Source organism: Geobacillus sp. CAMR5420, from assembly GCF_000691465.1.
GTDB classification, from domain to species: Bacteria; Bacillota; Bacilli; order Bacillales; family Anoxybacillaceae; genus Geobacillus; species Geobacillus thermoleovorans.
This window is the reverse complement of sequence record NZ_JHUS01000054.1, coordinates 50,881-71,169: the sequence shown is the minus strand read 5'-3', so window position 1 is coordinate 71,169 and position 20,289 is coordinate 50,881. Positions and strand designations below refer to the sequence as shown.

The 20,289-nt window shown below is 55.7% G+C and carries 20 protein-coding genes; 18 read left to right on the top strand and 2 right to left on the bottom strand.

The annotated features are described in order from the left end of the window. Positions 1-44 precede the first annotated feature (44 nt). From nadB to yajC, 15 genes are all read left to right on the top strand, one after another. Positions 45-1,637, top strand: a complete 1,593-nt coding sequence (nadB, locus tag DI44_RS04075) for an L-aspartate oxidase (protein ID WP_173400011.1) — start codon at positions 45-47, stop codon at positions 1,635-1,637. A gap of 28 nt (positions 1,638-1,665) precedes the next feature. Continuing rightward, the gene (gene nadC / locus DI44_RS04080) at positions 1,666-2,496 is read left to right on the top strand and encodes a carboxylating nicotinate-nucleotide diphosphorylase (RefSeq protein WP_011232076.1); all 831 of its coding nucleotides are present in this window, start codon (positions 1,666-1,668) and stop codon (positions 2,494-2,496) included. Between the two features lie 14 nt (positions 2,497-2,510). Then, positions 2,511-3,614, top strand: coding sequence for a quinolinate synthase NadA (gene nadA / locus DI44_RS04085; protein WP_011232075.1), 1,104 nt, complete (start codon positions 2,511-2,513; stop codon positions 3,612-3,614). 158 nt (positions 3,615-3,772) lie between these two features. Continuing rightward, positions 3,773-5,344 carry a SafA/ExsA family spore coat assembly protein gene (gene safA / locus DI44_RS04090; protein ID WP_033025914.1) on the top strand — a complete coding sequence of 524 codons (1,572 nt, stop codon included), beginning with the start codon at positions 3,773-3,775 and terminating at the stop codon, positions 5,342-5,344. Continuing rightward, the gene (locus DI44_RS04095) at positions 5,328-6,272 is read left to right on the top strand and encodes a phosphotransferase (RefSeq protein WP_033025913.1); all 945 of its coding nucleotides are present in this window, start codon (positions 5,328-5,330) and stop codon (positions 6,270-6,272) included. The genes safA and DI44_RS04095 overlap by 17 nt, the downstream gene beginning before the upstream one ends. A gap of 34 nt (positions 6,273-6,306) precedes the next feature. Further along, positions 6,307-7,047, top strand: a complete 741-nt coding sequence (gene nadE, locus DI44_RS04100) for an NAD(+) synthase (protein WP_011232072.1) — start codon at positions 6,307-6,309, stop codon at positions 7,045-7,047. 115 nt (positions 7,048-7,162) lie between these two features. Beyond that, a complete protein-coding gene (locus DI44_RS04105; protein WP_011232071.1) occupies positions 7,163-7,897 on the top strand; it encodes a YhcN/YlaJ family sporulation lipoprotein in 735 nt (244 codons plus the stop codon). 138 nt (positions 7,898-8,035) lie between these two features. Beyond that, entirely contained in the window at positions 8,036-8,776 is a 741-nt protein-coding gene (locus tag DI44_RS04110; protein WP_014196414.1) for a YebC/PmpR family DNA-binding transcriptional regulator, read from the top strand. 228 nt (positions 8,777-9,004) lie between these two features. After that, positions 9,005-9,481, top strand: a complete 477-nt coding sequence (locus DI44_RS04115; protein ID WP_011232069.1) for an intercompartmental signaling factor BofC — start codon at positions 9,005-9,007, stop codon at positions 9,479-9,481. Positions 9,482-9,584: 103 nt separating this feature from the next. Continuing rightward, positions 9,585-10,169, top strand: coding sequence for a Holliday junction branch migration protein RuvA (gene ruvA, locus DI44_RS04120; protein ID WP_011232068.1), 585 nt, complete (start codon positions 9,585-9,587; stop codon positions 10,167-10,169). Between the two features lie 25 nt (positions 10,170-10,194). Further along, positions 10,195-11,196, top strand: coding sequence for a Holliday junction branch migration DNA helicase RuvB (gene ruvB / locus DI44_RS04125; protein WP_033025911.1), 1,002 nt, complete (start codon positions 10,195-10,197; stop codon positions 11,194-11,196). After that, positions 11,193-11,399: a DUF2905 domain-containing protein gene (locus tag DI44_RS04130; RefSeq protein WP_013524224.1), complete on the top strand. Its 207-nt coding sequence runs from the start codon at positions 11,193-11,195 to the stop codon at positions 11,397-11,399. The genes ruvB and DI44_RS04130 overlap by 4 nt, the downstream gene beginning before the upstream one ends. Positions 11,400-11,817: 418 nt before the next feature. Next, on the top strand, positions 11,818-12,846 hold the full coding sequence (gene queA, locus DI44_RS04135; RefSeq protein ID WP_023633730.1) for a tRNA preQ1(34) S-adenosylmethionine ribosyltransferase-isomerase QueA: 1,029 nt from the start codon (positions 11,818-11,820) through the stop codon (positions 12,844-12,846). A gap of 17 nt (positions 12,847-12,863) precedes the next feature. Further along, complete coding sequence (tgt, locus tag DI44_RS04140) at positions 12,864-14,006, top strand: tRNA guanosine(34) transglycosylase Tgt (RefSeq protein ID WP_033014797.1); 1,143 nt, start codon at positions 12,864-12,866, stop codon at positions 14,004-14,006. Positions 14,007-14,029: 23 nt separating this feature from the next. Beyond that, entirely contained in the window at positions 14,030-14,302 is a 273-nt protein-coding gene (gene yajC / locus DI44_RS04145) for a preprotein translocase subunit YajC (protein ID WP_023633728.1), read from the top strand. 163 nt (positions 14,303-14,465) lie between these two features. Here the strand turns inward: yajC and DI44_RS04150 are convergent, their stop codons facing one another. Continuing rightward, positions 14,466-14,849 carry a TIGR04086 family membrane protein gene (locus tag DI44_RS04150; protein ID WP_033006360.1) on the bottom strand — a complete coding sequence of 128 codons (384 nt, stop codon included), beginning with the start codon at positions 14,847-14,849 and terminating at the stop codon, positions 14,466-14,468. A gap of 66 nt (positions 14,850-14,915) precedes the next feature. Next, a complete protein-coding gene (gene spoVB, locus DI44_RS04155; RefSeq protein ID WP_033025909.1) occupies positions 14,916-16,478 on the bottom strand; it encodes a stage V sporulation protein B in 1,563 nt (520 codons plus the stop codon). A 111-nt stretch (positions 16,479-16,589) separates the two neighbouring features. Between spoVB and DI44_RS04160 the strand changes: the two genes are divergently transcribed. The 3 genes from DI44_RS04160 (at position 16,590) to DI44_RS04170 (ending at position 20,287) form a co-directional block, all read left to right on the top strand. After that, positions 16,590-16,877: a post-transcriptional regulator gene (locus DI44_RS04160; protein WP_013524218.1), complete on the top strand. Its 288-nt coding sequence runs from the start codon at positions 16,590-16,592 to the stop codon at positions 16,875-16,877. A 112-nt stretch (positions 16,878-16,989) separates the two neighbouring features. Beyond that, on the top strand, positions 16,990-19,242 hold the full coding sequence (gene secDF / locus DI44_RS04165; protein WP_011232059.1) for a protein translocase subunit SecDF: 2,253 nt from the start codon (positions 16,990-16,992) through the stop codon (positions 19,240-19,242). 136 nt (positions 19,243-19,378) lie between these two features. Beyond that, positions 19,379-20,287, top strand: coding sequence for a cation diffusion facilitator family transporter (locus DI44_RS04170; RefSeq protein WP_014196411.1), 909 nt, complete (start codon positions 19,379-19,381; stop codon positions 20,285-20,287). The last annotated feature ends 2 nt before the right edge of the window (positions 20,288-20,289 follow it).

Below are 20,289 nucleotides of genomic sequence, written 5' to 3'. Positions count from 1 at the left end.
TTCGCCAAACCTCTTGCCATTAGTTTAAATATGTGTAAATATAGATGTCAAGACAGGTGAAAAGAAAGGGGCGTCCGAGAGTGAAGGAAGGTGGCGTGATTATCGTCGGAAGCGGGCTGGCGGCGTTAACGGTCGCGTATCATTTATCTGAGCTCGACCATGTGATGATATTCACGAAAAAACGTTGCACCGACAGCAATTCATGGCGGGCGCAAGGAGGGGTGGCCGCGGCGCTGGCAGAGAGCGACGATTGGCGCGCTCATTTCCGCGATACGATGGTCGCCGGCTGCTTTCATAACGATGAACGAATGGTCGAACGGCTCGTCCGCGAAGGGCCGAGGCGGCTGCAAGAATGGATCAACGCCGGCATGGCGTTTGATCGGGACGAACGCGGCCGGTTTTGTTTCGGCCTTGAAGGCGGGCATAGCCACCGCCGGATTTTGCACGCCGGCGGCGATCAAACGGGCAAAGCACTCGTTTCGTTTTTGCTTGAGCGGCTCGAGGGACGCGTATGGATGGAAGAAGGCGAGCAGGTGATTGATTTGCTTGTGGAAGAGGGGCGTTGCGTCGGGGTGAAAACGAAGCGGGAAGACGGTTCGGTGTCCATTTGGCCGGCGTCGGCCGTCGTGTTGGCGACCGGTGGATGCGCCGGATTGTATACGTTCACTTCCAATGCGCCGACGGCGACTGGCGACGGCATTGCCATGGCGTACCGCGCCGGTGCGGCGGTGGCGGATATGGAGTTTATCCAATTTCATCCGACGATGCTCGTTGCCGGCGGAAAAGCGGTCGGGCTCGTCTCGGAAGCGGTGCGCGGCGAAGGGGCGGTGCTTGAGGCGGAAGATGGAAGACCGCTGATGGACGGCGTCCATCCGCTTCGCGATCTCGCTCCGCGCGACATCGTCGCCCGAGCGATCGCGGCGGAACTCGATCGCGGCGGCCGCGTCTATTTGAATATTTCCCGCGTGTCCCACTTCCGCCGCCGCTTTCCGACGATCGCCGCGCTATGTGAGGCCTATGGCGTCGACCTTGAAGCCGGCCGCCTTCCTGTCGCGCCGGGCGCCCATTTTTTAATGGGCGGCGTTGTCGTCAACGAGTGGGGGCAGACGACGGTTCCGGGCTTGTACGCCGTCGGGGAAGCGGCGTGCACCGGTGTGCACGGCGCCAACCGGCTCGCGAGCAACTCGTTGCTTGAAGCGATCGTCTTTGGATTCCGTGCGGCCTGCGCCATCCGCCGTCAAGCGGCGTGGCCGGAAACGGTGCACCGAGCGGATTCATCCAGCCCGCGTCGTTTGATTGTACCACGGCTGCCAGAGCGGGCGTTGCTCCGCGAACAGCTGTCAACGTTTGTCGGCATCGTCCGCAACGGCGATCGGCTTCGCGAAGCGGTCGACTGGTTGGAACAGTTTTCGTTGCCGGATTGGCTGGATGGCGACCTTGAACGATTGTCGGCAGAGGAGATTGAAACAGGATATATGTTGCTAGTGGGCTGGCTTGTCGCTTCATCAGCGCTTGGGCGCACGGAAAGCCGCGGCGGCCATTACCGGAGCGATTTTCCGCGTGAACGCCCGGAGTGGCGGGGGCGGCGCCTCGTGCGGACGAAAGAAGAGTGGGCCCGCCTTGGGGCTGGGAGGTAAAGCGGCAAAGAAAACGGAGGGATGAAAGATGAACCGGTTGAAGCTCGAACAACTGTTGCGACAGTTTTTTCTTGAAGATATTGGCGACGGCGATGTGACGAGCGAGACGATTTTTCCGGCTCATGAACGGGCATCAGGCATGTTTATGGCCAAAGCGGACGGGGTGGTGGCCGGCGTCGGCATTATTGCGGCGGGCTATCAGCTGCTGGATCCGCGCGTCGAAGTAACCATCATGAAACAGGACGGCGAACGGGTCCAAGCCGGCGAAACGATCGCCGTCGCATCCGGACCGGTCGGGCCGCTGTTGTCCGGTGAGCGCGTCATTTTAAACTTGCTGCAGCGGTTAAGCGGCATTGCCACCGTGACGCGACAGGCCGTTGACTTGCTTGGCAATAGCTCCACACGCATTTGCGACACGCGGAAAACGACGCCGGGGCTGCGCATGCTTGAAAAATATGCCGTCACATGCGGCGGCGGCTACAATCACCGCTTTGGCTTGTACGACGGTGTCATGATTAAAGACAACCATATCGCCTTTTGCGGATCGATCGCCCGCGCCGTCAAAACGGTGCGGGAGCGGCTTGGGCATATGGTGAAAATCGAAGTAGAGACCGAAACGGAAGACGAAGTGCTCGAGGCGGTCGAGGCCGGGGTGGATGTCATTATGTTTGACAACCGGACGCCGGATGAGGTGCGGGCGTTCGTCCGGCTTGTGCCAAAGCCGATCATCACGGAAGCGTCGGGGGGAATTACGCTCGCCAATGTGGCGGCGTACGGCGCGACCGGAGTCGACTACATTTCGCTCGGATGTTTAACCCATTCCGCCCCGGCGCTCGATATGAGTTTCAATTTGCGATAATGGAGGGGAGAACCGTGAACGTCCTTGAACAGTTGAAACGGCTGGATGAGATGCCCAAACGGTATAAAACGATGGAACGAAGCGAGCTCGAAGCACGCGCCCGCGCGGTGAAAGAACGGTTCGGCCGGCGCCTTTTCATCCCGGGTCATCACTACCAAAAGGATGAGGTCATTCAGTTCGCCGATGCGACCGGCGATTCGCTTCAGCTTGCCCAGCTCGCGGCAAAGAACAGCGAAGCCGAATATATTGTGTTTTGCGGCGTCCATTTTATGGCGGAAACCGCCGATATTTTAACGAGCGACGACCAAACGGTCATTTTGCCGGACTTGCGCGCCGGCTGTTCAATGGCCGATATGGCCGATATTTTTCAAGTCGAGCGGGCATGGGCGGCGCTTATTGAGCGGTTTGGCGAGACGATCGTGCCGCTTGTGTACGTCAATTCGACCGCGGCGATTAAAGCGTTTGTCGGCCGCCATGGCGGAGCGACCGTCACCTCGTCGAACGCGAAAAAGATGATGGCTTGGGCGTTTTCACGGAATGAACGGATTTTCTTTTTGCCGGATCAGCATTTAGGGAGAAATACGGCCTATGCGCTCGGCATCCGTCTTGACGAGATGGCGGTGTGGGATCCGCATGAGGAGACGCTCCAAGGGGCGGACGATCTCGACAAGGTGAAAGTCATTCTTTGGAAAGGACATTGCTCCGTGCATGAAAACTTCACCGTGCGACAAATCGAGCATATTCGACGGATGAAGCCGGGAATCCATGTCATCGTCCATCCGGAATGCAGCTGGGAGGTCGTCCAGCAAGCAGACTACGCCGGTTCGACAAAATACATTATTGAAACGATCCGCAATGCTCCACCCGGCACCCAGTGGGCGATTGGAACGGAAATGAATTTGGTGAACCGGCTGAAGCATGAACATCCAGACAAAGAAATTGTTTCTCTCAATCCATATATGTGCCCGTGTTTAACGATGAATCGAATTGATTTGCCGCATTTCGTCTGGGCGCTCGAATCGCTTGAGCAAGGAGCGATCGTCAATCGCATCACCGTTCCGAAAGACATCGCCGCAGAGGCAAAAGAGGCGCTCGACCGCATGCTTTCGCTTGCCTAGCTTTTTCCCTGGCTTGACGAGGAGGGATCCTCGTTCGGTCAGGGATTTTTTTATCATAAATCAACGATCATCGTCATACATTGTGTTGAAAGACGATAACGGGAAACAAGCATCGGTTCGATCGAGCGTAAACAGTCTCGGTTTAGGAGGGGAATGGAGTGAAAATCCATATTGTCCAAAAGGGCGACACCCTTTGGAAAATCGCCCAAAAATATGGAGTGGATTTTGAACAATTGAAAAAAATAAATGGGCATTTGAGCGACCCGAATATGATTATGCCTGGAATGAAAATCAAAGTGCCGACAGCAGGGGTGCCGGTCAAAAAAGAGACGAAGGCGCCTGTGTCACCCAAAAAAATGCACGTAAAAGAGCACCCGTACGCGGAGGCGAAACCGTTCGTCTCATTCCACATTGATACCGAGCTTGACACTGCTGTCGCCCCTGCTCCGGAAGGCGAGGCAGCGGTAAACGAACCGGCGGGTGAGGCGCCGAAAGCAGTGGTAAAGAAAACGCCCAAAGCAGTCGTAAAGGAAACACCGAAAGCGCCGGAGAAGAAGGCGGAGAATGTGCCAGTGAATGAAGCGCCAAACGTGCCGGTGAACGAAATGCCAAATGTATCAGTGAATGAAACGCCAAATGTGCCCATCAATGAAGCGCCAAAGGCCGTCGAGAAGGAAGCGCCAAAAGCGGCACCAAAAGCAGTGGTGAATGAAGCGCCGAACGTACTGGTGAACGAAACGCCGAATGCGCCCATCAATGAAGCGCCAAAGGCACCGGCGGGTGAGGCGCCGAAAGCGGCGATGAACGAAACGCCAAAGGCTGTCGAGAAAAAAGCGCCAAAAGCAACGGCACAAGAAGCACCAAAAACGCCGAAAGCGGAGGCAAAAGAAGGGGCAAAAGCGAAAGGCGCCTCTGTGCCGCCGCTTGTGCATACGATTCCGCCGGTGGCCCCGCCTCCTCAACTTTCGTTCGCTCAATCGCTGGCCAACGTGCCGCCGATTCCGCCGAAGCCGAGCAATATTTTGCCCAACATGATGAAAGAGGAGGACAATGAAAGCCCAGCTGAATGGAAAGGGGAACCGGCGGCTGAGAGCGAAGACGCGCCGCCGCTGCCGAACATTCCATACGTTCCTGTCGCCCCGCCGACGATCCCAATATTTGGCACTGACCAAGGATGTACGCCAGTGCCGCCAGTTTGGCCGGGGAGCGGTTTTTACGCGCCGCCGCTGCCGATCATGCCGACGTCCTATCCGCCATCGTCTGCGCCGTCGGCCGTTGGGAAAAGCGGTGAAAGTCCGGAAAACGGTTCGGCGCCGTTTCCCGGCATTCACGAAAGCAGCAGTGAATCATTAGAGCCGCCGTTTTCTGGGCCTGGGGTTGCCGCCCCGTTTGTCCCGTCCGCAGGGGGCGTTCTCCCGCCGCCCGGCGCTGCAACGCCAGTTTATGCGCCGCCTGCGGCGCACCCCTCGCCTGTCGGCTATCCGCCTTTTGGGTATGCACCGGCCTATGCGCCGCCCCCGTACTATTATGGAGGGTACGCCCTGCCGGCTCCATACGGATATGCGCCGCAGTCAGCGCCGCCGCTTCCGTGGCCAGGCGTCGTTTATCCGACAAGTCCAGCGGGATACTCGCCGCCATCCTACCCGCCATCATCCGCCCCGCCGGTCGCCGGCCCCCGTTTGTTTAGCGAACCGCCGGATGAGGAGAGCGGGCATGGCGAGGAACAATAACCAAGTGAAAAGAGACGCCGCCGGCCGTCTCTTTTTTCTTCTTGACCGCCAATATCGGCTTGTTATTCAACAAGTTGTGGCATTGAAACCGCATGTCTTAGCCATTGCCGCCCGGCAAGGAATGTTTGTCGCCAAAGCGTATCGCTTTCCTGTTGCGGCCGCGCGGCACGCCTGGCTTCTTGCCGCATTAAGGAAGACCGGTTTTTCCGCCGCGCCGGCCCCTATGCCGATCGGGCGCGGAGGAGTGGTTGAAGCCGGCGGATGCTATTGGCTGCTGACGGAATATGTAGCCGGAGCGCGTCCAATCTCGTTTGCCGCTTGGGCTGACGCCGCTGACGGACTTCATTTGCTCGAACGTTACCATACAGCAACGGCAAACATCGCCAGCAGCAAGCAGGAGGCGATGGGGCTGCCGCGTGCGCAGCTGTATGACAAATGGCGGCGCCGCTATGAGGAGTTTTGCCGACATTTGCCTGTTGTTGAAACGATCATGGACAAAGAAGACATTTTATTTACGCTGCGCTGGGCGGATTACTGTCTATCAACGTGTCGCGAGCATGCTCCAGAGTTGACGGCGGATTCTGCTGCCATCATTCATGGTGATGTCGCCTCCCATAATTTTTTGCGCACCACAACCGGCCAGATGTACCTCATCGACTATGACGCGGCCGCTCTTGCCTCGCCCGGGCTTGACTATTGCCAATACGCCAATCGCCTCTTGCCGTATATCGGTTGGTCATATTCAACACTCGCCCGTTTCGCTCCGCTTCGCCGTTGGTTGGAAAAACGCTGGTTTTTGCATGCGCTCTTATTTCCGGCTGATGTGTTTCGCGAATGGCGGTCAGCCGCCGCGCGCCGCCGCCCTCTTGTGTTTGACCGCAAGCGGAGAGAACGGTTTGTCCGCCGCCTTTATGCTATGCTACAATGAGAAATGGAATCTTTGGAAAAGGAGTCGAGGGCGGATGCAAGAAAAAATTGACAAACTCGTGCAATGGTTGCGTGACCAAGTCTCATCAGCCGGTTTAAACGGGGCGGTCGTCGGCATCAGCGGCGGCATCGACTCGGCGGTTGTCGCCCATTTGATTAAGCGTGCCTTTCCGGACGATTCGCTGGGGCTGATCATGCCTTGCAAAAGCAATCCGAAAGATATGGAAGATGCGCTGAAAGTGGTGAAAAGCTGCGGCATCCGGCATTTGGTCATCGATTTGACCGAGGCGCACCGGACGTTGTTTGGCGCGGTCGAGGCCGAGCTGAAAGCCATCGGGGAATGGAGCGAAGAGCGCGCGCGCCTCGGCGATGCGAATACAAGGGCGCGTTTGCGCATGACGACGTTGTATGCGGTCGCCAACAATTACGGCTATCTCGTCGTCGGTACGGACAACGCCGCCGAATGGCATACGGGCTACTTTACGAAATACGGTGACGGTGGAGTCGATTTAGTGCCGCTCATTCACTTTACAAAAGGCGAAGTGCGCGAAATGGGCCGTCTGCTCGGCGTCCCGGAAGAAATTATCAAGAAAGCTCCAAGCGCCGGACTGTGGGAAGGGCAGACGGATGAAAGCGAAATGGGCACGACGTATGAAATGATCGATAAATATTTAAAAGGGGAAGATATTCCAGAACGCGATCGGAAAATTATTGAACGGCTTCATGAACGTTCGCATCATAAACGGCAGTTGGCGATTGCGCCGCCGAAGTTTTAGCTGTCATCTCGTTGGGTTGAACTGACAGCGATAAACCCCCCGCGTTTGCCGCAAGCTAAACGTAAGGCTGGCTTCATGCCAGCCTTGGGCGAAGGAAACCAAGGGGGGTTTTCCATTGAGATACGCGGTCAGATGGATCGGCGCGTTGTCGGTCGCCGGATTGCTCGCCTCATGCACCAACTACCGGGCGAATGAGGAAGGGGCGCAGCGTTATCATGATGCGGCGAGACCGATCGGTTTTTACTCGACGGAGCGAGGCGACGATTTCCGCTATGGCCGATACGGGACGAATGCGCTCAATTATGACAACCGTTATATATGGGCGCGCCGCGGTCCGGTCACCGATTATTTGACGGACGGCGGCCGCCTCGGAGGACCAGCAGCGACCCGGTTTGACACGGACGTTCCGGCTCTTCCGCCCGACGTCGATTTCGGTGACAGTGATTACAACTACCATGGGCATTTGCACTCGCTAAACGTCGATCCGCACCCGTCGTACTACCGAAGCTATGCCGGCGGTTTGGCTGAGAAGCTCTCCCGCCGCGCCGCAGCGGTGAACGGAGTCGACGATGCCCGCGCGGTTGTGTATGGCGATCAGGCGCTCATCGCGATTGCCACAGACGCCCGCCATCCCAAGCGGCTTGAGAAGCGTGTCGAGCAAGCGGTCGCTCCGTACGCGGACGGCAAGCGGGTGCGCGTCACCTCGAATCCGAGCATGTACCACCGCATTCGCACGATTGACAACGCGCTTCGACGCGGGACTCCAATCAATATGGAAGAAATCCGCCGTGATTTGCGCACCATTTTTATCGATGGCACGATTCAAGAACGGCCGGAAAACACTCGGTGACAAACGAAAAAGGCGTCCCAAAAAAGCGGGGCGCCTTTTTTCATGGCTGCTCCTTCGCTGGAGCTTGGCTGACAATTTCCGCGTTTTTTGCTATAGTAATAGTCGGAACATTCCGTTGCGATGAGAGGAGAACTGTCGATGGCTGGACATTCGAAGTGGAAAAATATCCAACGGCGGAAAAATGCTCAAGATGCCAAACGCGGCAAACTGTTCATGAAACTGGCGAAGGAAATTTATGTGGCCGCCAAAAGCGGCGGAGGCGATCCAGCGTCCAATCCGAGCCTGCGCCTTGTCATTGAGAAGGCGAAAGCGGCCAACATGCCGAGCGAAAACATTGAACGGGCGATTAAAAAAGCAACTGGAACCCAAGAACATACCAACTATGAGGAAATTCGTTACGAAGGATATGGACCAGGCGGCGTTGCCGTCATGGTCGTTTGCCTGACGGATAATAAAAACCGCACCGCCGCCAACGTGCGTGCGGCGTTTTCGAAAAACGGCGGCAATTTAGGGGAAACGGGCTGCGTCTCCTATTTGTTCGAGCGCAAAGGGCTGCTCGTGATTGACCGCGAACAGCACAACGTTGATGAGGATGAATTGCTGCTGTTGGCCATTGAAGCGGGCGCCGAGGAGATGGAAACAACGGACGAATCGTTCGAAATTTATACAGCGCCCGAATCGTTTGAAACGGTGAAAGACGAGCTGGAACAGCAAGGATTCACGTTTGCCAGCGCGGAAATTACGATGATTCCGCAAACGTATACGACGCTTGAGGGCGACGATTTGAAAAAAATGCTGAAGTTGATCGATACGCTTGAAGATGATGATGACGTCCAAGAAGTGTACCATAATTTGGACGAATCGGTGCTTGAGGAGTAGCGACGTCCGTCGGCGAAGCCGGCGGATTTTTTTTGTACATACGTTCGAAGGTCGTGGAACATAATGGAATATGATGATCGAGCGCCGTTGGCTCGAATCCCCGCCCCACTTTTTGGATCGGCGGCAGCTTGCTTGGCAAAAAAGCTGATGGATCAAGGAATAAAATGGCGTCCGCTGGTGAAACTAGTGGCGTAAAGGAACCATCATCCGAGAAGAGAGGAACAAACGATGCGAATTCTTTCCCTCATACTGTGGATCGCCGCCATCGTGTTGCCGGTTCATTCGGCCTCCGCCGCACCGGTTAAGATGACGATTGTGCTCGAGCGGCAATACTTGGACGGAGAGATGAGCGAAGAGAAAGTCACCGAAACCGTCGATTCGATGACAGAAATATGGAAAAAATATCGCGGTTGGCAACTCGTGACGCTCGATGATCAGACGATCGTATTTCGCAAAACAATCAACGACATTTCGCCGTTGTTAAAAACAAACGGCTACTTCGGAATTACGGACGATGGCACGTTGTCTATCTTCAACGGCAAACCGGGCCGGTCGAGCGAAATCATCCAGTCGTTTTTCCAAATCGACGTGCAAAAGCTCGAAAGCCGTCAGCAAGAAAAGCTGAAGAAAGGAATTCGCGTCCTCTCGAAAGAGCGGTATGAACAAGTGATCGAAATGTACCGCCATTTTGCGGTCGTCCAATAAACCAAGCGAAAGCCCGTGGTGCAAAGCGCATCGCGGGATTTCTTTTTGCTATAATGAAATCATATGATACAATGAAAGGACGAAAAAAGGAGAGGAGCATCCATTGATCGAGTTTATCCGTGGGTATGTCGATTACGTCTGCCCGGAATATATCGTCATCGACCATAACGGCATCGGCTACGAGATCTTTACGCCGAACCCGTTTGCGTTTCAGGAAAGCCGCGAGGCGGCGGTGACCGTCTATACATACGAATATGTACGCGAAGGTGTGCACGCCTTGTACGGGTTCCCAACGCGCGAGGAGCGCAACTTGTTCGCCAAGCTGCTGCAAGTGTCGGGCATCGGGCCGAAAGGCGGCCTCGCCATTTTGGCGGCCGGGCGTCCGGATGAACTGGCGCGGGCCATCGAGGAAGAAAACGAGGCGTTTTTATGCAAGTTTCCAGGCGTGGGCAAAAAGACGGCCCGGCAAATGATTTTGGATTTAAAAGGGAAGCTCGGGGCGCTTGCGGCGCCGGCGGCTGCACGTTCGGCCGCACCGCTTTCCGGTGCGCTCGCCGAGGCGGTGGCGGCGCTCAAGGCGCTCGGCTACGCTGAACGGGAGATCGAGAAAATCATTCCGGCGCTCCGCGAAGAAGCGATGTCGACGGAACAGTATGTGAAGCGGGCGCTGGCGCTGCTTTTGGGATAAACAGCGGCCAAAGGGAGGAATGACGGTGGAGGAACGGCTTGTATCCGGGGAGGTCTTAGGGGAAGAAACTGCGCTTGAACCGAGTTTGCGCCCGCAATATTTGCATGAATATATCGGGCAAGATAAGATCAAAGAAAACTTAAAAGTGTTCATTGAAGCGGCCAAGCTCCGCGAAGAGACGCTCGACCATGTGCTGCTGTACGGACCGCCGGGGCTTGGGAAAACGACGCTCGCCGTGATCATCGCCAATGAAATGGGCGTCAAGCTGCGAGCGACATCTGGACCGGCGCTCGAGCGGCCGGGAGATTTGGCGGCGCTTCTCACTTCGCTTGAGCCGGGGGATGTGCTCTTTATTGATGAGATCCACCGGCTGCCGCGGGCGGTGGAAGAGGTGCTCTATCCGGCGATGGAAGATTATTGCTTAGATATCACGATTGGCAAAGGGCCGGATGCGCGCACGCTTCGCCTCGACTTGCCGCCATTTACGCTCGTCGGGGCGACGACGAGAGCCGGGGCGCTGTCGGCGCCGCTTCGCGACCGGTTTGGTGTCATCAGCCGGCTCGAATACTATCACGTCGACCAACTCGCCCAAATCATTGAGCGGGCGGCGGCCATCTTGCAAATCGGCATCGAGCGCGAAGCGGCGCTTGAGCTTGCCCGTCGGGCGCGCGGCACGCCGCGCATCGCCAACCGTTTGCTGCGGCGCGTCCGCGATTTTGCGCAAGTGCGCGGAGAGAGGGGAATTACGCTGCCGCTTGCTGTCGAGGCGCTCGAGCGGCTGCAAGTCGACCGGCTCGGGCTCGACCAAATCGACCATAAGCTGCTTTCAGCGATGATTGAAAAATTCGCCGGCGGCCCGGTCGGGCTCGAAACGCTGGCGGCCGTCATCGGCGAAGAAGCACAAACGATTGAAGAAGTGTATGAGCCGTACTTGATGCAGATCGGTCTCTTGCAGCGTACGCCGCGCGGGCGCGTCGTCACGCCGGCTGCGTACACCCATTTAGGAATGGAGGTTCCGAAGCGGTGAACAGCTTGCCAAAGTTGATCATGACGATCGGCGTTGTGCTCATCATTGTCGGGTTTGTCATGCAGTTTGTCAAACTCGGCCGCTTGCCGGGGGATATCGTCATCCGCAAAGGGAATATGACGTTTTATTTTCCCGTTGTGACATCCATCTTGCTGAGCGTTGTGTTATCGTTGATTTTTTACGTGCTCGGACGATTTCGCTGAAGGAAGGAGAACTGCGTCAACTACCCCCACTTAGCTAACGCTTGAAGTGGGAGCTTGCAACTCCCCAGAAGTGCAAACGGACTTCGTCCTCCTTCCTTGACTTGGGGTTGCATCAGGGGGCAGGTTGACGACTACCCAACGACGCAGGTCATGCCTGCATCGTTACCGATTCTCTCGGTGTGTCTGTTGGCAGTACTTGGCTTCCACACACAACAGACGGACCTACGCTCGATGTTTTACGGTTACAACGTTTCCTGTAACCAACTCCATACATCGAGTAGCCGTTATTGGAGTGCCTTTATTTAACAGTTTTCTCCACGTCTTTATTCTATCATACACAAAAGAAAGGGGGAACGAGCATTCCTCTCCCACTTACTCCCTTTGGTCGTTGAAGTGGGAGTCTCCTGCGCGAAATAGGATGAAAGTCGATTTGTTTGATTTTCATTTGCCGGAAGAGTTGATTGCGCAAACGCCGCTTCCAGACCGGGCGGCATCAAGGCTCATGGTGCTCGATAAACGAACGGGCGCCATTCGCCATGAAACGTTTCGCAACATTATTTCGTACTTGAATCCGGGCGACTGCCTCGTTTTAAACGATACGCGCGTCATGCCGGCGCGGCTTTACGGCGAAAAAGAGGAAACGGGCGGAACGGTCGAAGTGCTGCTGTTAAAGCAATTGGACGGCGACCGTTGGGAGACGCTCGTCAAGCCGGGAAAACGAGTCAAGCCAGGAACGAAACTCACCTTTGGCGAGGGGAAGCTTGAAGCCGTCTGCCTCGATACGCTGGAACACGGCGGGCGAGTGCTTGAGTTTTCGTATGACGGCCTGTTTTATGAAGTATTGGCCGAACTTGGGGAGATGCCGCTGCCCCCGTACATTAAAGAAAAGCTTGACGACCCGGAACGGTATCAGACGGTGTACGCCCGTGAAATTGGTTCGGCAGCGGCGCCAACCGCCGGTTTGCATTTCACCGAAGAGCTGCTTGACGCCATTCGCGAAAAAGGGGTGCATATCGTCTTCATCACCCTTCATGTCGGGCTTGGCACGTTTCGGCCAGTGCAAGTGGATGAAGTCGAGAAGCACGATATGCACGCCGAATTTTATCAAATGAGCGAGGAAACGGCTGAGACGTTAAACCGCGTCCGGGAGCAGGGCGGCCGCATCATCGCCGTCGGCACGACGTCGACACGGACGCTCGAGACGATCGCCGGCAAACATAACGGCCGATTTGTCGCCGAAAGCGGCTGGACCGACATTTTCATCTATCCGGGCTATGAGTTCAAAGGGATTGATGGGCTGGTGACGAACTTCCACCTGCCGAAATCGACGCTCATCATGCTCGTGAGTGCGCTTGCCGGGCGCGAAAATATTTTGCACGCGTATCAAGTAGCGGTCAAAGAGCGATACCGCTTTTTCAGCTTCGGTGATGCGATGCTCATCATTTGAGAAAGGAGACGAGCACGTTGACGACACCGATTCGCTTTGAACTGATCAAAACGTGCCGGCAGACGGGCGCGCGCCTTGGCATCCTCCATACGCCGCACGGCTCGTTTGAAACGCCGATGTTTATGCCGGTTGGGACGCTCGCCACGGTCAAGACGCTGTCGCCGGAAGAGCTGAAGACAATGGGGGCCGGCGTCATTTTAAGCAACACCTATCATCTTTGGCTGCGCCCGGGGCATGACATTGTCGCGGAAGCGGGCGGGTTGCATGCGTTTATGAATTGGGATCGCGGCATTTTGACGGATTCCGGCGGCTTCCAAGTGTTCAGCCTCAGTGAATTCCGCCGCATCGAGGAAGAAGGCGTCTATTTCCGCAACCATTTAAACGGCGATAAGCTGTTTTTATCGCCGGAAAAAGCAGTCGAGATTCAAAATGCGCTTGGCGCCGACATCATCATGGCGTTTGATGAGTGCCCGCCGTATCCAGCGACGTATGAATACATGAAACAGTCCATCGAGCGGACGAGCCGTTGGGCGGAGCGCTGCTTGAAGGCGCACCGCCGCCCGAATGAGCAAGGGCTGTTTGGCATCGTCCAAGGCGGTGAATATGAAGATTTGCGCCGGCAAAGCGCCCGCGATTTAGTGTCGCTCGATTTCCCGGGCTATGCGGTCGGCGGGTTGTCGGTCGGCGAGCCGAAGGAGGTCATGAATCGGGTGCTTGAGTTTACGACGCCGCTTCTGCCGGCGGACAAGCCCCGCTATTTAATGGGCGTCGGTTCGCCGGATTCGCTCATCGACGGAGCGATCCGCGGCATCGACATGTTCGACTGCGTATTGCCGACGCGCATCGGCCGCAACGGGACGGTGATGACGAGCGAAGGACGGGTGGTGATCAAAAATGCCCAGTACGCTCGCGACTTCTCGCCGCTCGATCCGAACTGCGACTGCTACACGTGCCGGAACTATACGCGCGCGTACATCCGCCATCTCATCAAATGTGATGAAACATTTGGCATCCGCCTCACGTCTTACCATAACGTCTATTTTTTGATAAAATTGATGGAGCAGGTGAGACAAGCGATCCGCGAAGATCGACTCGCCGATTTCCGTGAGGAATTTTTCGAACGCTACGGCTTCAACAAGCCGAATGCAAAAAACTTTTGACGACCGGAAAGGAGGGGGATTGCATGAACGCAGCGATCGCCAATTTGTTGCCGATTGTGCTGTTTTTTGTGATTTTCTACTTTTTGCTCATTCGCCCGCAGCAAAAACGGCAACGCGCCATCCAGCAAATGCAGGCGAATTTGAAAAAAGGCGATAAAATCATCACGATCGGTGGATTGCACGGCATCATCGACTCGGTCGATGAGGACAAAATCATCGTTCGCGCCGGCGACGGCACGCGACTGACGTTCGACCGCTCCGCGGTGAGAGAAGTGGTGGCGGAAAGCAAGGCGTAGCGAAAGCGCGGCCATCGGCGTCTAAGCTTGAGCGCCGATTTGAACGGCGGTGTGAAAAGCGCGAGCGAGACGCAATCTCGTTTCTTACCATCGCGCTCTCCATCACAAAAGGTGTCCCGTTTGCTTTGAGGACACCTTTTGCTTTTGCGCTGGTTTGTCGTTTTTACGTCCGTTCATAGCGCGACGATGACAAATTGACCCCGACGATGCCGCCTAAGGAAGCAGCGGCGAAAAAGGCAAGGTGGTACAGCCATTGTTCGACGGTAAACGATTTTTCCATGCCAAGAAATTGAAACAAAAAGATGATCGCCGTAAATAAGAGGCCGGTCAGCCCGCCGGCGAGCCATCCTTTTTCTTGGCTTTTTCCGCCGGCGACAACGCCGCCGATAAACAGCGAGACAACCGAGGCGGCAAACACGATCCAGGTGAGCGACGATTCGTGAATGTCCGTCCATTTGAGCAACAACGAAAAAATGAAGCTGACGAGCGCCGCCAACACAAAAACTGTGGCGATTCCATACACCAGTGCGCTGCCAAGCCGTGACACCGCGATCCCTCCTTGGCCCAAACGCTTTTTACCACAATATATTCACCGCCGGACAGGTTTAGACGTTTATTTTCGCTTGTTTTTGCCGGCCAGCCAGTGCAGCCCCGGAAGGTAGACGAGCTCTTCGCGCCGGATGAGCCGGAACAGAACGAGGCAGGCGGCATATAGGGCGGCTGTCGCGGCCATGGCAAGCAGCGTCCAAAGCGGTGCGGGCACCGCCAAAAGCGGATGGCGGGAGAGCGCATAGCCGATTGCGCCCGCAGCGATGATGGCGCCAAGCGCTTTGATGTACTCGCGCGCATCGATGGAAAAAGACACCACCTTGACGACCGTGGCAAAGTGAAGCAACGTCACAAGAACGGTGCTGACTGCAGTCGCCAGCGCCGCGCCCATAATGCCCAAACTTGGACGGGAAGCAAGGACGAAGATGCACACGAGCTTCACCACTGCTCCGATCAAGCTGTTCGTCATGGCGGCGTTCGCCAAGTCCAGTCCTTGCAAGACCGCCTGCAGCGGGCCTTGGAAATAATACAATAAGAAAAACGGCGCCATCACTTGAATAAAGATCGCGGCTTCACTTGTGCCGTACATCCAGCGCATGAGCGGCTCGGCGAACAAGTAAAGAACGACGGTGGAAAGGCCGCCGGTGACAAGCGACAAGCGCATCGCCTGGGCGATCCGGTATTCGACCAAAAGCAGCTTGCGTTGCGCCATGGCTTCGCTGATGGCCGGCACCAGGGCGGTCGAAAGCGCGTACGTAATAAACGACGGCAACGTCAACAACGGCAGCGCGTAGCCGACAAGCTGTCCGTATTGCCTTGTGGCAGTGGAGGCGGCGATGCCGGCCAATGCCAAGCTGTTGGCGACGACGATTGGCTCAAAAAACCAAGAAAGCGAGCCGATCAAACGGCCGCCGGTCGTCGGCAAGGCAATGCGCATGAGGCGGACGAACGTCTCTTTGCCGGCTTGGACGTAGTGAAAAAACTTTGTCCGCAGGCGAATCGATTTTTTAACCTTAAATAAAAACAGCAAATACAATAATGCTGCCAGCTCGCCGAGAACGGAAGACGCCATGGCGCCGGCGGCGGCATACTCGACGCCGTACGGCAAAAGCGGCTGTGTGCATAAAGCGATCAAGCTGATGCGGACGATTTGTTCCATCAAGAGCGAGTAGGCGTACGGTTTCATTTGCTGGCGTCCTTGAAAGTAGCCGCGCAGCACCGAAGAGATGGCGACGATCGGCACAATTGGAGCGATGGCAAGAAGCGGATAGTACGTGCGCGGGTCGGTGAACATCGTCCGGGAGAGCCATGGCGCAGCAGCGATCAACGCCGGCAGAAGCACGATGCTTAGCGCGCCGGTGGTGGCCAGCGACACGACGAGAATTTGTTTCACCCGCTGCCGGTCGCCGGCCGCCTCTGCTTCGGCGACGAGTTTGGAAATGGCGACCGGCAGCCCGATCTGCGTCGCGGTAATCGCTAAAACGAGCGTCGGCACGGCCATCATGTACAGCCCGACTCCTTCATCGCCGATCATGCGGGCGACGACAATTCGGTTGATGAAGCCGAGAATTTTCGTAATAAAGCCAGCGGCGATTAAAATGACCGTACCTTGTAAAAATTTAGACATTTTCTCCCCCTGCCTTCTCAAATGCCTCCATCTTTTATACAATATATGCAAGGCCCATGGCCAAGCATGACAAGATTGGCAGGCGGCAATGGATACAAGGGGGTATGGGGGATGGATGAAAACCGGAAGCTGCGCGAACAGCTCATGCCGGCGCTCGAGTCGAAGTGCGATGAGTTTCGTCTTCTCGGCTATACGCAAGTGACGATGGACGGGCTGTGGGAATGTTTATGTTCCCGCAAGTGGAAGCATCGGCCGGCGGAAAAAAAACTGCATGAGTTGGTCAGCGACATTTTCTCTCTTTCGCCGAGCGAGTATATGATGTTTTTGACGATGCGTTCGTATAAGCAGCAGGCGGCCGGCGATGATGAGTTGGAGCGGGTTTTAAAGGAATTGTTATAGTGGAAAATTGACACTTGCCGGCTGCTGTTTCATAATGGAAGGCGAGGCCAATGTTTTGCTTGGCGCTGCGGCGGACGGCGCCGAGGCAAGTTGAAGGAGGATCTTAAGGAGAATGGTAAAACGAAGCCGCATCGTCGCCTTTTTTCTGCTCCTGCTTTTGTTCGCCGGAGTGATGGGGCCGACGATTCAAGGAATTGTACATAACATCAAACTGGGCCTTGACTTGCAAGGCGGTTTTGAAGTGCTGTATGAAGTGAAGCCGGCCAAAAAAGGCGATAAGATTGACCAAGAGACGCTGCAAAGCACCGTCAGCGCGCTGAATAAACGGATCAACGTCCTTGGCGTCAGCGAGCCGCGCGTTGACATCGAGGGAGGAAACCGCATCCGCGTCCAGCTCGCCGGGGTGAAAGACCAAAATGAGGCGCGCGAAATTTTGTCCACGCAGGCGAAATTGACGTTCCGCGATGTCAATGACAACGTGCTTATGGACGGAAGCGACCTCGTCCAAGGCGGAGCGAAGCTGTCGTTTGATGAAAACGGCCGGCCGAGCGTCGCTCTGAAATTGAAAGACGCCGACAAGTTCCGCCAGGTGACGGAAAAAGTATATAAAATGGGGCCGCCAAACAACATTTTAGTCATTTGGCTCGATTTTAAAGAAGGGGTGGACTCCTACCGGAAAGAAGCGGGCAAAGCTGATCCGAAATTTATTTCCGCCGCTTCAGTCAACCAAGTGTTCAATCAGACGGATGTGTCGATCGTCGGCAATTTTACGGTCAAAGAAGCGCAACAGCTGGCCGATTTGCTCAATGCCGGCGCGCTGCCGGTCGAGCTGCATGAAATTTACTCCACGTCCGTCGGCGCTCAGTTTGGGAAAAACGCCCTGCAAAAAACGGTGTTGGCCGGCATCATCGGTGTGGCGGCGATCTTCTTGTTCATGATTTGGTTTTACCGGCTTCCCGGGATCATCGCCGTCATTACGCTGTCGGTATACATTTATTTGATTTTGCTTTTGTTTGATTGGATGAACGTCGTTATGACGCTGCCAGGCATTGCCGCCCTGATTTTGGGGGTTGGGATGGCGGTCGATGCCAACATTATTACGTACGAACGGATCAAAGAGGAGCTGAAGCTCGGCAAGTCGATGCTGTCGGCGTTCCGTGCTGGCAACCGCGGGTCGTTTGCGACGATTTTTGACGCCAACCTTACGACGATCATCGCCGGCGCTGTTCTTTTTATTTACGGGACAAGCTCGGTGAAAGGGTTTGCGACGACGCTCATCATCAGCATCGTCGTCAGCTTTCTCACCGCCGTTTACGGCACGCGGCTGTTGCTCGGACTGCTTGTGTCAAGCCGCTGGCTCGATAAAAAGCCGGAGTGGTTTGGCGTCAAAAAGTCGGAAATCTTAAACATTGCCGAAACGACCGAGGAAACGGAAGTGCCGACGAAGTTTGACCGCTGGGATTTTGTCAAACATAGCAAAAAGTTTTTCATTTTCTCTGGCGCATTGACGATCGCCGGCGTCATCTCGTTGTTTGCCCTGGGGCTGAATCTTGGCATTGACTTCACGAGCGGAACGCGCGTTGAGGTGACGAGCAGCCAGCCGATCGATGCTAAAGAGTTGAGCCGCTATTTCGAGCGGCTCGGCTACAAGCCGGAAGATGTCGTCCTGTCCGGCACGGATGGGAAAACAGGCGTCGTCCGCTTGATTGGCGTGCTCGATAAGCAAGAAATTGCCAAGCTGAAAAATGAATTGAAGCAAGCGTATGGCAACGAACCAAACATCAGCACCGTCTCTCCGGTCGTCGGCAAGCAGCTGGCTCGCAACGCGCTCATTGCTGTGCTGATTTCCTCGATCGGCATCATTCTTTACGTGACGATCCGCTTTGAGTGGCGAATGGCGCTCGCAGCCATTGTCGCCTTATTGCACGATGCGTTTTTTATCATTACCGTGTTCAGCTTGACGCGTCTTGAAGTCGATTTGACATTCATCGCCGCGGTGCTGACGATCATCGGGTACTCGATCAACGATACGATGGTCACGTTTGACCGCATCCGGGATTTGATGAAAAAGCGGAAAGTGAAAACGGTCGACGACTTGAAGCATATCGTCAACCGGGCGTTGCAGCAAACATTTACGCGCTCGGTCAATACCGTCTTGACCGTCTTGTTTACGGTCATCGCGTTGCTCATCTTTGGCAGCGAAGCGATCCGCAATTTCAACCTCGCCTTGCTCGTTGGACTTGTGTGCGGCGTCTATTCGTCGCTTTGCATCGCTTCTCAGCTTTGGGTCGTTTGGAAAGGACAGGAGCTCAAAAAAGGGAAAGGAGCCAAAAAAGCGGCGGCCGAGGCCGAACCGCAAGTGTAACAGCGCGCCGGAAAAGCGAATGTGCTTTTCCGGCGCCTTTTTGTTCGGTGCAATGCTTAGGGCGGAAAATGGATACACTAACCGTCAGATGCAACATAGGCAGCGCGTGAGGCTGCTGAATGCAAAGGTGGGGGAGATGGCCATGGAACACGAACAGCGGTTCAGGCAGGCGAAAACGGCAGCGATCGTCGGGATCGCTGGAAATATGGCGCTTGCTGCTGTCAAGGCGGCGGTCGGCGTGTGGAGCCAAAGCCAAGCGTTGATCGCTGATGCCGCCCATTCAGCGTCCGATGTTGCCGGCTCGTTCGCCGTTTGGGTCGGACTGCGGGCCGCTGCGCGCCCGCCGGATGAGGATCATCCGTACGGGCATGGGAAAGCGGAATCAATCGCCGCCATTATTGTGGCGGTTCTTCTATTTCTCGTTGGGATCGAGATCGGGCGCTCGGCGTTTCTGTCATTTTTCGCCCCACTGTCGCCGCCCGGGGCGGCCGCCATTTACGTCTTGTTGTTGTCGATTGCTGTCAAAGAAGCGATGTTTCGCTATAAATACCGGCTCGGGAAAAAGCTAAACAGCGATGCGCTGATCATCAACGCCTATGAGCACCGATCGGATGTGTTTTCGTCGTTTGCTGCGCTCATCGGCGTCGGCGCCGCCATTGTCGGTGGAAAATGGGAGATTGACTGGCTTGTATACGCCGACCCGCTCGCCGGATTGTTCGTCTCGCTGCTTGTTCTGAAAATGGCATGGGACCTTGGCCGACAGTCGGTCCATACGGCGATCGACCATGTGCTTCACGAGGAAGAGGCCGGCTATTTGCGCGAGGCGGTCTTGTCCATTCCCGATGTGCGGCAAATCAATGAGCTGCATGCGCGCGAGCACGGCCATTACGTCATCGTCGATTTGAAAATCGCCGTCGATCCGCAATTGACGGTCGAAGAGGGGCACCGGATCGGAAAGAAAGTGAAAGAAAAACTGCTGACGCTGCCGCGCGTCCGCAATGTCATGGTTCACATCAACCCGTACAACCCGGAAAAAAAACCGTAATG

Bases quoted from the DNA above. Each gene is read 5' to 3' on its own strand.
- yajC (WP_023633728.1), top strand. From the start codon at position 14,030: ATGAACGCAGCGATCGCCAATTTGTTGCCGATTGTGCTGTTTTTTGTG.
- nadC (WP_011232076.1), top strand. From the start codon at position 1,666: ATGAACCGGTTGAAGCTCGAACAACTGTTGCGACAGTTTTTTCTTGAA.
- nadB (WP_173400011.1), top strand. From the start codon at position 45: ATGTCAAGACAGGTGAAAAGAAAGGGGCGTCCGAGAGTGAAGGAAGGT.
- DI44_RS04110 (WP_014196414.1), top strand. From the start codon at position 8,036: ATGGCTGGACATTCGAAGTGGAAAAATATCCAACGGCGGAAAAATGCT.
- queA (WP_023633730.1), top strand. From the start codon at position 11,818: ATGAAAGTCGATTTGTTTGATTTTCATTTGCCGGAAGAGTTGATTGCG.
- DI44_RS04095 (WP_033025913.1), top strand. From the start codon at position 5,328: ATGGCGAGGAACAATAACCAAGTGAAAAGAGACGCCGCCGGCCGTCTC.
- spoVB (WP_033025909.1), bottom strand. From the start codon at position 16,478: ATGTCTAAATTTTTACAAGGTACGGTCATTTTAATCGCCGCTGGCTTT.
- DI44_RS04160 (WP_013524218.1), top strand. From the start codon at position 16,590: ATGGATGAAAACCGGAAGCTGCGCGAACAGCTCATGCCGGCGCTCGAG.
- nadE (WP_011232072.1), top strand. From the start codon at position 6,307: ATGCAAGAAAAAATTGACAAACTCGTGCAATGGTTGCGTGACCAAGTC.
- DI44_RS04115 (WP_011232069.1), top strand. From the start codon at position 9,005: ATGCGAATTCTTTCCCTCATACTGTGGATCGCCGCCATCGTGTTGCCG.
- secDF (WP_011232059.1), top strand. From the start codon at position 16,990: ATGGTAAAACGAAGCCGCATCGTCGCCTTTTTTCTGCTCCTGCTTTTG.
- DI44_RS04170 (WP_014196411.1), top strand. From the start codon at position 19,379: ATGGCCATGGAACACGAACAGCGGTTCAGGCAGGCGAAAACGGCAGCG.